At 73.0% G+C, this 12666-nt stretch carries 11 protein-coding genes and 1 riboswitch; of the genes, 5 read left to right on the top strand and 6 right to left on the bottom strand.

Translation table 11 applies throughout. The annotated features are described in order from the left end of the window. Positions 1-68: 68 nt before the first annotated feature. Entirely contained in the window at positions 69-2243 is a 2175-nt protein-coding gene (locus tag HIR71_RS03925; RefSeq protein WP_169323639.1) for a DNA gyrase/topoisomerase IV subunit B, read from the bottom strand. Positions 2244-2353: 110 nt separating this feature from the next. Here HIR71_RS03925 and HIR71_RS03920 point away from each other — a divergent pair, with 110 nt between their 5' ends. Next, the gene (locus tag HIR71_RS03920; RefSeq protein ID WP_169323638.1) at positions 2354-2575 is read left to right on the top strand and encodes a DUF7455 domain-containing protein; all 222 of its coding nucleotides are present in this window, start codon (positions 2354-2356) and stop codon (positions 2573-2575) included. A 180-nt stretch (positions 2576-2755) separates the two neighbouring features. Here HIR71_RS03920 and HIR71_RS03915 read toward each other — a convergent pair whose 3' ends face one another. The 4 genes from HIR71_RS03915 to HIR71_RS03900 all read right to left on the bottom strand — a co-directional run bounded on the left by HIR71_RS03915 (position 2756) and on the right by HIR71_RS03900 (position 6611). Beyond that, positions 2756-2944 carry a hypothetical protein gene (locus tag HIR71_RS03915; protein ID WP_169323636.1) on the bottom strand — a complete coding sequence of 63 codons (189 nt, stop codon included), beginning with the start codon at positions 2942-2944 and terminating at the stop codon, positions 2756-2758. Between the two features lie 14 nt (positions 2945-2958). Further along, positions 2959-3034, bottom strand: a riboswitch (cyclic di-GMP riboswitch). Between the two features lie 141 nt (positions 3035-3175). Then, the gene (locus HIR71_RS03910; RefSeq protein WP_311836072.1) at positions 3176-4807 is read right to left on the bottom strand and encodes an RNA polymerase sigma factor; all 1632 of its coding nucleotides are present in this window, start codon (positions 4805-4807) and stop codon (positions 3176-3178) included. A 151-nt stretch (positions 4808-4958) separates the two neighbouring features. Next, positions 4959-5360, bottom strand: coding sequence for a universal stress protein (locus tag HIR71_RS03905; RefSeq protein WP_169323634.1), 402 nt, complete (start codon positions 5358-5360; stop codon positions 4959-4961). A 96-nt stretch (positions 5361-5456) separates the two neighbouring features. Beyond that, positions 5457-6611, bottom strand: a complete 1155-nt coding sequence (locus tag HIR71_RS03900) for a DUF4192 domain-containing protein (protein WP_169323632.1) — start codon at positions 6609-6611, stop codon at positions 5457-5459. A 143-nt stretch (positions 6612-6754) separates the two neighbouring features. On the opposite strand from HIR71_RS03900, the gene HIR71_RS03895 reads away from it, so the two are divergent. Together HIR71_RS03895 and HIR71_RS03890 are read left to right on the top strand one after the other, a co-directional pair. Further along, positions 6755-7354: a hypothetical protein gene (locus tag HIR71_RS03895; protein ID WP_169323631.1), complete on the top strand. Its 600-nt coding sequence runs from the start codon at positions 6755-6757 to the stop codon at positions 7352-7354. Between the two features lie 18 nt (positions 7355-7372). Further along, positions 7373-8482 carry a polyprenyl synthetase family protein gene (locus HIR71_RS03890; protein WP_169323629.1) on the top strand — a complete coding sequence of 370 codons (1110 nt, stop codon included), beginning with the start codon at positions 7373-7375 and terminating at the stop codon, positions 8480-8482. A 31-nt stretch (positions 8483-8513) separates the two neighbouring features. On the opposite strand, the gene HIR71_RS03885 is transcribed toward HIR71_RS03890, so the two are convergent. Next, the gene (locus HIR71_RS03885) at positions 8514-8957 is read right to left on the bottom strand and encodes an Rv2175c family DNA-binding protein (protein ID WP_169323626.1); all 444 of its coding nucleotides are present in this window, start codon (positions 8955-8957) and stop codon (positions 8514-8516) included. A gap of 182 nt (positions 8958-9139) precedes the next feature. Here HIR71_RS03885 and HIR71_RS03880 point away from each other — a divergent pair, with 182 nt between their 5' ends. Both HIR71_RS03880 and pknB read left to right on the top strand, forming a co-directional pair. Next, positions 9140-10564, top strand: a complete 1425-nt coding sequence (locus HIR71_RS03880) for a lytic transglycosylase domain-containing protein (RefSeq protein WP_169323624.1) — start codon at positions 9140-9142, stop codon at positions 10562-10564. 49 nt (positions 10565-10613) lie between these two features. Beyond that, positions 10614-12641, top strand: a complete 2028-nt coding sequence (gene pknB, locus HIR71_RS03875) for a Stk1 family PASTA domain-containing Ser/Thr kinase (RefSeq protein WP_169323622.1) — start codon at positions 10614-10616, stop codon at positions 12639-12641. Positions 12642-12666 lie beyond the last annotated feature (25 nt).

Below are 12666 nucleotides of genomic sequence, written 5' to 3'. Positions count from 1 at the left end.
CATCGAGCGGCAGTGCGAGCAGCCTGTTTTCGCGGGCTCCGTCCCTCGGCGGACCTTCCGTCGACCCGCTACGCGTCGATGCGGCTGCGGTCGAGCTCCACCGCCCCCGCGACGATGAAGTCCTTGCGCGGCGCGACGTCGCTCCCCATGAGCAGCTCGAAGACCTTCTCGGCCTCCTCGGCGTGCCTCATCGTGACGCGACGCAGGGTCCGGTGCCGCGGGTCCATGGTCGTCTCCGCCAGCTGGTCGGCATCCATCTCGCCGAGTCCCTTGTACCGCTGGATGTCCTCCTTGTAGCGGCGGCCTGCGCGCTCGAGCTTCGTGAGCGTCGCGGTCAGCTCGGACTCCGAGTACGTGTACACGTACTCGTTCTTGCGCGAGCCGGCGCCGATCACCTCGATGCGGTGCAGCGGCGGGACGGCGGCGTACACGCGCCCCGCGTCGACCAGCGGGCGCATGTACCGGAAGAACAGCGTGAGGAGCAGCGTGCGGATGTGCGCGCCGTCGACGTCGGCGTCGGTCATCAGGACGATCTTGCCGTAGCGCGCCGCGCCCAGGTCGAACGAGCGGCCCGAGCCGGCACCGATCACCTGGATGATCGCGGCGCACTCGGCGTTTTTGAGCATGTCCGTGATGGACGCCTTCTGGACGTTGAGGATCTTCCCGCGGATCGGCAGGAGCGCCTGGAAGTCCGAGCTGCGGGCGAGCTTCGCGGTCCCCAGGGCGCTGTCGCCCTCGACGATGAACAGCTCGCTGCGGTCGACGTCGTCGCTCCGGCAGTCCGCGAGCTTCGCGGGGAGCGACGACGTCTCGAGGGCGTTCTTCCGCCGGGAGATCTCCTTCTGGTGGCGTGCGCTGAGCCGCGCCCGCATCTCGGCGACGAGCTTGTCGAGCAGCAGCGTGGTCTGCGTCTTCTGGTCCCGCTTCGGCGAGCTCAGGAGGGCGCCGAGCTGGGTGTCCACGACCTTGGCGACGATCGCGCGGACCGGTGCCGTCCCGAGGACCTCCTTGGTCTGCCCCTCGAACTGCGGCTCGGCCAGCCGGACGGTGACCACGGCGGTGAGCCCCGCCAGCACGTCGTCCTTCTCGATGCGCTCGGCCTCGCCGCGGTTGGAGATCTTGAGGCGGCGGGCGTTGGTCTCGACCGCCTTGCGGAGCGTCCGGAGAAGACCGGCCTCGAACCCCGCGAGGTGCGAGCCGCCCTTCGGCGTCGCGATGATGTTGACGAAGGTCTGGACCTCGGTCTCGTAGCCCGCGCCCCAGCGCAGCGCGATGTCGACCTCGCACTCGCGCGTGACCGCCTTCGGGCTGAGGTGGCCCTTGTCGTCGAGCACCGGGACCGTCTCCTCGAAGGTCGCCGACCCGGTGAGGTGCCAGGTGCCGGTGACGGGCGCGTCGGGAGCCAGGAAGTCGACGAAGTCGACCGTGCCGCCCGAGTGCTGGAACCGCTCGGAGTGCGGCCCGTCCGCACCCGGCGTGCCCGGGAGCCGACGCTCGTCCCGGACCGTGACCGTCAGGCCGGGGACGAGGAAGGTCGTCTGACGCACGCGCGTCACGAGCTCGTCGTACGAGAAGACCGCGGTGGCCGGGAAGACCTGCCGGTCGGCCCAGTAGCGCACGCGCGTACCGGTGCGGGCCTTGGGCGCCCGGCCCGCGACCGCGAGCTCGGACCCGGAGATGAACGGGGTGAACGGCGACTCGGGTGACGGGCCCGAGACCGGGTCGGTGAACACGCCCGGCTCACCGCGGTGGAAGGTCATCCGGTGGACCTTGCCGCCCCGCTCGACCTCGACGTCGAGCCGGGAGGACAACGCGTTGACGACGCTCGCCCCGACGCCGTGGAGACCGCCCGACGCCCCGTAGGAGCCGCCGCCGAACTTGCCGCCGGCGTGGAGCTTGGTGAAGACGACCTCGACGCCGGACAGGCCCGTCTTGGGCTCGATGTCGACCGGGATCCCGCGACCGTTGTCGTGCACCTCGACCGACGAGTCGGCGTGCAGGACGACCTCGATCTCGTCGCAGTGCCCCGCGAGCGCCTCGTCCACCGCGTTGTCGATGATCTCCCAGAGGCAGTGCATGAGCCCGCGCGAGTCGGTGGACCCGATGTACATCCCGGGCCGCTTCCGGACGGCCTCGAGCCCCTCGAGCACCGAGAGGTGCCGGGCGGTGTAGCTGGACTGGGGGGAGACTGTCGTCACGAGTGCCGAGCGTAATCGCTGGTGACCGCAGGGCGCCGCTGCCATGCCGGTCTCGCGACGAAGTGCGCGGAAAGTCCGGGTCACCGGACTTCGCGGGTAGCGAACCCCACCCGTCCGGCGGCATGGGATCTGCGCCCTGATGGTTACATGTGATTGTGAACGCGACGACGACTGAACCGCTGACCGTGGCCGACCGCTGCGACCGCTGCGGCGCCCAGGCCTATGTGCGGGTGCTGATGCCGAGCGGCGAGCTCCTCTTCTGTGCCCACCACGCCCGTGAGCACGCTCCGAAGTTCTCCGAGCTGGCGACTCACGTGCACGACGAGACCGACAGGCTCCTCGCGGAGCACGGCGCGGGCGCCGCCTCGGCTCGCTGATGCGGCGGGCGGCCTCGACCGCCCGCCATCGACGGCTCGCGACCCGACGAAGGGCCCCTCCCGCAACATCACCGGGAGGGGTCCTTCGTCGTGCGCTCGTGGGTGGGGCCCCGGGGTCACGCTCCCCGGTGCTGGCCTCTCACCGGACACCCGAGGCGGCACCCGGGGTGATGGCTCGCGTCAGCGGATCTGCGCCGGCACGAACGACAGGCGGCGGTCCGCGCCGAGCACGCCGTTCTGCCGACGGACGAGTGCCTCCAGGGAGGAGCCGGTCAGCGGGCGAGCCGGACCGGTCGCGGGTGCGTCGCCCCGGAGCGTCTCGCTGTGGGCGCCGGCACCGCTGTCGGGGGTACCCGTGAAGTCCGTCATGATCGCTCCCGTCTTTCGGTGTCCCGGCTGACCCCGCAGGGTCCCGTGGCTTTGCGTCCCCGCCTCACGACGGGTTTGCCCTTCTCGCTGACCGGACAGAACGTACCCCAGCTCCCGCGGATGTGTGAGCAGTTCCGCAGAGAATGCCCCGTTCGGCCCATCCGGGTGGGCGTACGCACGAGGGCCCGGACGCATGAGCGTCCGGGCCCTTGATGCTCGAGACCGAGCGGATCAGTCCAGGTAGTCGCGCAGCACCTGCGAGCGGCTCGGGTGCCGCAGCTTCGACATCGTCTTGGACTCGATCTGCCGGATCCGCTCGCGCGTGACCCCGTAGACCTTGCCGATCTCGTCGAGCGTCTTGGGCTGCCCGTCGGTCAGGCCGAAGCGCATCGAGACGACACCTGCCTCGCGCTCCGAGAGCGTGTCGAGCACCTGGTGCAGCTGCTCCTGGAGGAGTGTGAAGCTCACCGCGTCGGCGGGGACCACGGCCTCGGAGTCCTCGATCAGGTCACCGAACTCGCTGTCGCCGTCCTCGCCCAGCGGCGTGTGCAGCGAGATGGGCTCCCGACCGTACTTCTGGACCTCGACGACCTTCTCGGGCGTCATGTCGAGCTCCTTGGCGAGCTCCTCCGGCGTCGGCTCGCGTCCCAGGTCCTGGAGCATCTGCCGCTGCACGCGCGCGAGCTTGTTGATGACCTCGACCATGTGCACGGGGATGCGGATGGTCCGCGCCTGGTCCGCCATCGCGCGGGTGATCGCCTGCCGGATCCACCACGTGGCATACGTCGAGAACTTGTAGCCCTTGGTGTAGTCGAACTTCTCGACCGCGCGGATCAGGCCGAGGTTCCCCTCCTGGATCAGGTCGAGGAACAGCATGCCGCGACCCGTGTAGCGCTTCGCGAGCGACACGACCAAGCGGAGGTTGGCCTCGAGCAGGTGGTTCTTGGCACGACGACCGTCCGCCGCGATCCACTCGAACTCCCGGCGCACCTTCGACTCGAGCTTGATCCCGGAGTTCAGCCGCTCCTCGGCGAAGAGGCCGGCCTCGATGCGCTTCGCGAGGTCGACCTCCTGCTCGGCGTTGAGGAGCGCGACCTTGCCGATCTGCTTGAGGTAGTCCTTGACCGGGTCCGCGGTGGCGCCGGCCGTCACGACCTGCTGGGCGGGCGCGTCGTCATCGTCGGCGTCGGAGTACGTGAAGCCGGTGTCCTCGGCCTCGTCCTCCTTGACCACGACGTCGCCGTCCTCGACCGGGGCGTCGCCCGTGACCTCGACGTCGGCCGGCTCGGTGTCCGCGTCCGGCTCGCCAGCGGCGCTCGTGGTGCCTGCAACCTCCACAGGAGCCTTGGTCGCCGTCGGCTTCGCGGCCGTCGTCTTCGCGGCCGTCGTCTTCGCGGCCGTCGTCTTCGTCGCCGCTGTCTTCGCGGGCGCCTTCTTCGCCGCCGTCCTGCGGGTCGGCGTCGCGGCCTCGGTTGCATCCGGCCCGTCATCCGCACCGTCCACGTCCGTGGCGGCGCCCGAGGCGGGGGCCTTCTTCGTCGTCGGCGCCTTCGTGGCCGCCTCGGCCGGCTCCGCGACCGTGGCCTTGGCGCTCTTGCGCGCCGTCGTCGTCGCAGCGGCGACCTTCGCCTTGCCGACCACCCGCGCCTCCTCGGCGGGCTCGGCGACCGTGATCCCTGCCGAGGACAGGGCGCGGTGGACGGCCTTCAGCCGCTTCGCGTCGGTGATCCCGGCGGACTCGCACGCGGCGCGGAAGACATCCGCGTCCACCGTGCCGTGCGTGCGCCCGTGCATGACGAGGTCCTGGAGTGCGGCATGGCCGAACTCGCGCGGAAGTGCAGAACTTGTGGGGAGGGACGACACGAACGACCTTTCGGCAGCGTCTGGCCCGGAGTCGAGGCCCGGGGTACCTGCATATTGTACCGGCAGGGGCCGCGTCGAGGCCCCTGCGGATGTCAGCCTCCGTGGGGCTCCGGGTGGCCGACGAACGAGTCCAACGACCGGGGGCAGGCCATCATTCCCGCGCGGGCTTGACCGCCAGCACGGGGCACGGTGCGTCGAGCAGGATCCGCTGCGCGTTGGCGCCGAGGATGAGCTTCCCGACGGGGCTCCGGCGCCGCAGCCCGATGACGATCAGCTCTGCCCCCGTGTTCTCCGCCGCGGCCAGGAGGTCGTCGGCGACGTCGCCCGTGCGTCCGACGAGCCGGACCTCGTGCGGGACGCCACGTTTTGCCAGGTCCTGCCGGACGGCGTCGAGGGCCCGCTCCTCCGCCAGCCGCTCGTCGCCGTCCGACGCGCTCGTGCGGTGGACGGTCACCACGACGAGCCGCGTGCCGCGCTTCTCGGCCTCCGCTGTCGCCGCTTCCAGCGCGGTCCGCCCCTCGACGGTCGGGAGATAGCCGACGACGATGCTCATGGCGCCTCCTTGCAGGCGGGGTGACCGACGGCAGACCGTCCGTCGACCGTACCCGAGGAGCCTCCGAGGAGAGGAGACCGGCGGCACCGGCGCGGCTCAGCGGCTGCGCCTCACCCAGCCGGGCGCGAGTCCGGACGCCAGTGCGTCCCCGAGCAGGTGCGCCAGCCGGTAGGACGCGTCCGCGCTGAACGCCTGGTCGAGGAGCACACCGGCTCGAGGACCGTCTCCCTGCCACCACGCGAGCAGGGCCAGCAGCGTCAGGGCGGGCGCGCCGCGCTCGGACCGCGCGTGCGCGACCACCTCCTCCAGGACGCCGGACCCGCTCGCCACGAGCGATTCGTCGGGGCGGATCCCGCGACGAGGATCGACGATCGCCCCGAGCGCATCCGACGTCCCGGTCACCACGTCCCGGACAGCGGTCGGTTCGGCGAGCGCGCGCTCGGCAAGGTCCCCGGTGCCCTGCACGAGCGCCAGCAGGACGGCGTCCCGGACGCGGACGTCCGCGAGGGCCGCCTCGAGCCGCCCGGCCTCGGCGGGCGGCAGCGGGGCGTGCCCGGCGTGGCGCCGTTCCGTGGCGGCACGCCAGAGCGCGAGCCCGTCCTGCTGCCACCGGAGCGCGGCCTCGGGACCGACCAGCACGGCGGCTGCTCCGCGCGCTGCCCACCGGTCCGCGGCCCGTGCGGCGTTCCGACGCGCCGCGGACGGCGCGGGTGCGACTCGCGCGAGATCCTCGCGCGAGTCGGCGACCAGGGCTCCGGCGAGGACCATGTGGGCTCCCACCTCGCTGCTCTGCAGGTCGCTCAGCGGGCGGCCGCCCTCCGGGCAGCAGCTGGGGTCGTCGCAGTCGAGAGACAGGTACCCGGTGGGGCCGACCACCCAGACCGACATCTCCTCGAGGAAGGGCTCCGCGGCGTCGCGCATGTGGTCGGCCGCCGCTCGGGTGAGCGCCGCCGTCGTGCTCGCCCCCCGCGCGACCGCGCGCCGATCGGCGGGGATGTCCGTGTACAGCACGAGGACGCCCCGCCGCGCGCCGTCGGACACCAGGTGCGACACGAGACCGCGCGCCAGCTGGGGGCCCTGGCTCCGGTCGGCGAGGTCCGGGAGGTCGACCCGCGCGACGAGACCGACGCGGCCCCGCGGTGGCCGCAGGGAGACGGCCACCGCGCTCTCCCTCGGCTGGAAACCGAGCTGGTACGGCAGAAGGGCGAGCAGCTCACGGGGCTCGCGGACCCGGATCGTCGTGGTGTCCATGCGCCGATGGCACCGCACCGGTGCCGGCTCGCACCGATGCCTCGGTCGGCGGTGTGGGTCCACCGCCGTCAGCCGGTGATGTGGTCGGGTGAGAAGCTGGCCTGCCGGCGACCTGCGCGACCGCCCCCGGATACGGTGAGCAGATGACTCTCGAGGGGCGCGCCGGTCGCCGCGCGCCCCGCGCTGCCGTGCGTCCCGCCCTGCTCACCCTCGTCCTCCTGGCGCTGCTCGCGGGGTGCGGGCTCGGGCCGTTCGCGGGCGACGTGGGTGCCGGCGACACGTCGGCGTCGGCCTCGCCTGGACCCGAGGTGCCGGCGCCCGAGGACCCCTCGGGCGGGACCCCCGAAGCAGGCACCACCCCGACCCCGCTGCTCGAGCACGAGACAGATCCGAACTCCCGTGTCGGCGGGCTCGTGCCGGGCTTCCCGGCGGACCTGCTCCCGGTGCCCGAGGGCGCGGAGGTGCTGGTCTCGGCCGTCGAGCCCATCGGCGACTCGGGGGCGTACCAGGTCAGTCTGAACCTGCGCACGACGCTCGCGGCATCGGAGGTGGTGGACATGTACCGCCAGAGCCTGACGAGGGCCGGGTTCACCGAGTCGGACCAGAACCCGCCCGACGCCGTCCTCGCCGCCCAGACCACGTTCACCCGGTCCGGCGGGGACGAGCTGCTCGTCATCGGTGTGCTCGACCGCGACGGCGTGCGGACTGTCACACTCGGGGGACGTCTGCGCGGCGAGGCCTGACCCGCCTAGGCTGCGAGGGTGACTCCTCCCGACGCCAGCCCTGTCGACGTCGAGGACGTCCGCTCCCGTGTCGACGCCGTGCTCGCGGCCTACCTGGACGCGCAGCGCCCGCTGCTCGCAGGGCTGGGCCGGGACAGCGTGGCGCTGGTGGACGCGGTCGACCGGATGCTCTCCGGCGGGAAGCGCCTGCGCGCCGCGTTCTGCTACTGGTCGTGGCGCGCGCACGGGGGTGCCCCCGATGCCCCGGCGACCGAGGCCGTGCTGCGGGTCGGGGCTGCGCTCGAGCTCTTCCAGGCAGCCGCCCTGTTCCACGACGACGTGATGGACGACTCCGACACGCGCCGGGGCCACCCCGCGGCGCACCGGTCGTTCGCCGACCTCCACGGCCGCTCGCGGTGGAACGGTGAGGGGCGCCGGTTCGGCGACTCCGCCGCCATCCTGCTGGGGGACCTCGCGCTCGTCGCGAGCGACGCGGAGTTCCAGCGCGCTATGCCGGCGTTCCCCGCGGGAGCGGCCGCCGCCGCGCGCGACGTGTTCGACCTCATGCGCACCGAGGTCACGGTCGGCCAGTACCTCGACGTGCTCGCGCAGGCGCTGCCCTGGGGCCAGGATCCTGCCGTCGACGAGTCACGCGCCCGCGAGGTGATCCGCGCCAAGTCGGCGCGCTACAGCGTCGAGCATCCGATCGTGCTCGGCGCCGCCCTGACCGGCGCCGACGCGGCGGCGCGCAGTCGCTGCGCGGCCTTCGGCCTCCCGCTCGGTGAGGCGTTCCAGCTGCGGGACGACCTGCTCGGGGTGTTCGGCGACCCGAGCGCCACCGGCAAGCCGACCGGGGACGACCTGCGCGAGGGAAAGCGCACGGTCCTGGTGGCGCGCGCCATGGCTGCGGGCGACGAGGAGCAGCGACGCCTCCTGAGCTCGCGGTTGGGCGTGCGCGACCTCGCGGACGACGACGTCGCGGCGCTCGCGGCGCTCATCCGCGACACCGGCGCCGAGCGCGACGTCGAGGGACTCATCGGCGAGCTCGCCGACGAGGGCTTCAGCGCGCTCGAGGCCGCCCGCCTGCACGAACCCGGAGCGTCGATGCTGGCGACGCTGGGGCACGCCGCCGTCGACCGGCAGGCTTGACCGTAGCCGGAGGAGGTCCCGGCCCGGCCGGTCAGAGCAGCGTCTGGGCAAGTCGGCGGACGGCGGCCTTCTGCCCGGCCCGCAACGCCGCGAGCGGCGTGCCGTCGAGGGACTCCTCCTCGGTGCACAGCCACGCGATCGTCTCGGCGTCGTCGAACGCGGCGTCGCGCAGGAGGGTGACCGTCCCGGCGAGCGAGGAGAGCACCGCGTAGGCGGCGCGGGGCGCGCCGTCCTCCCCCTCCGGGTCCGGAGCCGGTGCGCGCAACGTCGAGTTCGCCGGGTTCTCCAGGTGCGCCGGGACGAGGAAGCCCGCCGGGACGGAGACCACCTGAGGGTCGCCACGGCGGACCGCCACGAGCCGGCCCTCCTTGAGCAGGCGGCGGACCTTGCCGGCCTCCAGACCGAGACGGTCCGCGACGTCGGGCACGGTCAGCCACTCGTCGACGAGCTCGTCCAGGGCTGCGATGTCAGTCACGGGCCCAGCGTACGCAGCGTCGACGCGCGCTCCCACTGCTCCGAACGAGGGGCACAGATCGAACTACACGTCGGGAATTACCGCCCGCGCCTTTCCACTCCTCGTGCGGGCGGCTACGGTCGCACAAGTCACACCAGTCACATGAGCATCATCCATCACTCACGTCACACGAGGCCCCCATCATGAGTCAGCCCGTCGCCCTGCGGTCGGATGCAGCAGCCACCCCCGGCCGGATCCGTCGTCGCGTCGCGACCGGCACGGGCGCGACCCTCGCACTGGCGGTGGCGTCGGTCGGTGCGGGCGGGGCCGCGCACGCGGACGAGTACGTCGTGCGGAGCGGGGATACCGTGAGCCGGATCGCGGCGCGCACGGGGACCTCGGTCGCTGCGATCGCTGGCGCCAACAGGCTCGCGAACGCCTCGCGCATCGCCATCGGGCAGCGGCTCGTCATCCCGACGGGTGCGTCCGCCGCCCCCGCCCCGGCTGCGCCGGCGCCGGCGCCGGCGGCGCCCGCCCCGAGCTCACGGACTCACCCGGTCGTCTCGGGTGACACCGTCTCCGGGATCGCCGCGCGGTACGGGACCACCGTGGCCGCCGTCGTCGCCGCCAACGGGCTCGACTCGCGTGCCTTCATCCGCGTGGGCCAGCAGCTGACGATCCCCGGCGCCGGGGCCCCCGCGACCGCTGCCCCCGTCTCCGCACCCGTCTCCGCACCGGTCACGATCGCACCGGTCGCCGCCAGCCACCGGGTCGTCTCGGGCGACACCGTCTCCGGCATCGCCGCGCGGTACAGGACCACCGTGGCCGCCGTCGTCGCCGCCAACGGGCTCGACTCGCGTGCCTTCATCCGCGTGGGCCAGCAGCTGACGATCCCCGGCGCCGGGGCCCCGGCGACCGCTGCCCCCGTCTCCGCACCCGTCACGATCGCACCGGTCACGATCGCACCGGCTGCCGTGACCCACCGGGTCGTCTCGGGCGACACCGTCTCCGGCATCGCGGCGCGGTACGGGACCACCGTGGGCGCCGTCGTCGCCGCCAACGGTCTCGACTCGCGGGCGCTCATCCGCGTCGGCCAGCAGCTGACGATCCCCGGCAGGGCCGCGGCGGCACCGACGACCGCACTGGTCGGCAACACGTTCGCGGGGCGCACGTACCCCGAAGCCGTCGTCGCGTCCGCGAACGCCAACAAGGCGACACTGCTGCGCGCGGGCGTGCCCTCGAAGGCGGAGATGCAGGCGAAGGTGGTCGCGACCGCGCGCGCGATGGGCGTCGACCTGGCCCTGGCGCAGGCGGTCGCCTTCCAGGAGTCGGGCTTCAACCAGACGGCGGTATCCCCCGCCAACGCCGTCGGCACCATGCAGGTGATCCCTTCGTCGGGCGAGTGGGCGTCCCAGCTGGTCGGCCGCCACCTGAACCTGCTGGACCCGGACGACAACGTCACCGCCGGTGTCGCGATCCTGCGCCAGCTCCTGCGGTCGAGCCCCGACCTGCCGACGGCGATCGCGGGGTACTACCAGGGCCTGTCGTCGGTCAAGCGCAACGGGATGTACGCCGACACGCGCGTCTACGTCGCCAACGTCCAGACCCACATGACGCGCTTCCGCTGAGCGTCCCGCCTCACGGGTTCTGCACGGTGCCGCCCGTAGGATGACGCCCGTGGGAGCCACCATCACCGATCCGCTCGTCGGCCGTCTGGTCGACGGGCGGTACGAGGTCGTCTCCCGGATCGCGCGCGGCGGCATGGCAACGGTGTACCTCGCGATCGACCGTCGGCTCGACCGCGAGGTCGCGCTCAAGGTGATGCACCCGCATCTCGCCGAAGGAGCTGCGGGCTCGGCCTTCGTCGCGCGGTTCCGCCGTGAGGCGCGGGCGGCAGCGCGGCTGACCCACCCGGCCCTCGTCGGCGTCCTCGACCAGGGGGTCGACGGCGAGACCAGCTACCTCACCATGGAGTACGTCGACGGCATCAACCTGCGCCGGCACCTCGGCGAGCGCGGCGCCCTCAGCGTCGAGGAGTCGTTCACCATCCTCGAGCGCATGCTCGACGGGCTGGCCGCGGCGCACCGCACGGGCCTCGTGCACCGCGACATCAAGCCCGAGAACCTGCTGCTCGCGACGGACGGCCGCATCAAGCTCACCGACTTCGGCCTCGCGCGCGCGGTCACCGAGGTCACCTCCACGACCACCGGCACGGTGCTGGGCACGGTCGCCTACCTCGGTCCCGAGCTCGTCGCCACAGGGCTCTCCGACGCGCGGACCGACGTGTACGCGGCGGGGATCCTGCTGTACGAGATGCTCACGGGGCGTCAGCCGTACACGGGCGAGACCCCGATCCAGGTGGCCTTCCTGCACGTGAACTCGGACATCCCCGCGCCGTCGGACCTCGTGGAGTGGCTGCCGCAGGAGATCGACGAGCTCGTCAGCGCCCTGGCCGCCCGCCAACCCGACCACCGCCCGGTGGACGCGGGAGCGGCGCTCGAGCTGGTCCGTCGCACCCGTGCCGCGCTCGACCCCGCGACCCTCGCGCGGCGCGCGGACGTCGCGCCGACGATCACGCTCCACCCGGCGACGATCGACCCGGACTCGGGCGTCGACCTCACGGACTCCGGGTCGGCGGGCGGCGAGGCGAACCCCGCGGACGCTCCACGACCACCCGGTGCGGCCACCGCGCGCGCAGGCGACACCACCCGCCTGGACGTCCCCGCGACCGGGAGCACGGTGGCTCTGCCGATCGGCGCCGGACTGCGGGCGTCGACCGGCGATCGCGACACGCCGACGGTCGACGACGCGCCGAGGCGTCGTCGGCGGATCCGGTGGATCGCCCTCGTCCTCCTGCTGTCCGGACTGGTCGCGGCCGGGACGTGGTGGTACATGACCGCCGGCCCCGGCGCGTATACCGGTGTGCCCGACGTGCTGGGCCGGCAGGAGGCCGACGCCGTCGCCGTGCTCGAGCGGGCCGGGCTCGACGCCGCCCCCATCCCCGTGTTCGACCCCGCCGAGCCGGGCACCGTCGTCGCGACGGACCCCGGTCCCGGGGGTCGCGTCCTCAAGGACGGCACCGTCGAGCTGTCGGTGTCCCAGGGCCCCGAGATGACGACCGTTCCCGACGAGCTGGTCGGGACGCACTTCGACGCCGCCTCGCAGGCGCTCGAGGGCGCGCGGCTCGTGGTGGGCGACTCGGTCACCCCGTACGACGACGTCGCGCCCGTCGGGACGGTCGTGGCCGTCTCGGTCGAGGAGGGCGCGCAGGTCGAGGTCGGCACCGAGGTCGTCCTGACCGTCTCCCAGGGCCCGGCCCCCGTCACGATCATCTCGGTCGTCGGCGCGACGCAGGAGCAGGCGACCGCCGAGCTCGAGGCCCTCGGGCTGAAGGTCAACCCGGTGCGGGCGTTCAGCGACACGGTCGAGTCGGGACGGGTCATCAGCCAGGATCCGGCGCAGGGCACCGCCGGGTACCGGACCGACACGGTGACGATCACCGTGTCGCAGGGCCCGGAGATGATCGAGGTGCCGCGCGTGATCGGTCAGGGCTTCGTGGCCGCGAGCGACGCACTGAGCGCTCTCGGCTTCGTCGTCGCTCGCGAGAACGTCCTGGGAGCCCCGGGCGGGTTCGTCCTGGAGCAGAGCGCGAAGCCGGGCGAGAAGCTGCCCAAGGGCAGCACGATCACCCTCACGGTGTTCTGAGACATCGTCTTCGGTGGCGGCGCGA

Origin of the sequence: Cellulomonas fimi, from assembly GCF_012952065.1 — a bacterium.
GTDB classification, from domain to species: Bacteria; Actinomycetota; Actinomycetes; order Actinomycetales; family Cellulomonadaceae; genus Pengzhenrongella; species Pengzhenrongella fimi_A.
Note: the sequence above shows the minus strand (reverse complement) of the source record. Positions and strands in the feature narration are given on the sequence as shown.

Excerpts from the sequence above, each read along its gene's own strand:
- HIR71_RS03925 (WP_169323639.1), bottom strand. The coding sequence starts at position 2,243 with ATGGCAGCGGCGCCCTGCGGTCACCAGCGATTACGCTCGGCACTCGTG.
- HIR71_RS03915 (WP_169323636.1), bottom strand. The coding sequence starts at position 2,944 with ATGACGGACTTCACGGGTACCCCCGACAGCGGTGCCGGCGCCCACAGC.
- HIR71_RS03905 (WP_169323634.1), bottom strand. The coding sequence starts at position 5,360 with ATGAGCATCGTCGTCGGCTATCTCCCGACCGTCGAGGGGCGGACCGCG.
- HIR71_RS03900 (WP_169323632.1), bottom strand. The coding sequence starts at position 6,611 with ATGGACACCACGACGATCCGGGTCCGCGAGCCCCGTGAGCTGCTCGCC.
- HIR71_RS03895 (WP_169323631.1), top strand. The coding sequence starts at position 6,755 with ATGACTCTCGAGGGGCGCGCCGGTCGCCGCGCGCCCCGCGCTGCCGTG.
- HIR71_RS03880 (WP_169323624.1), top strand. The coding sequence starts at position 9,140 with ATGAGTCAGCCCGTCGCCCTGCGGTCGGATGCAGCAGCCACCCCCGGC.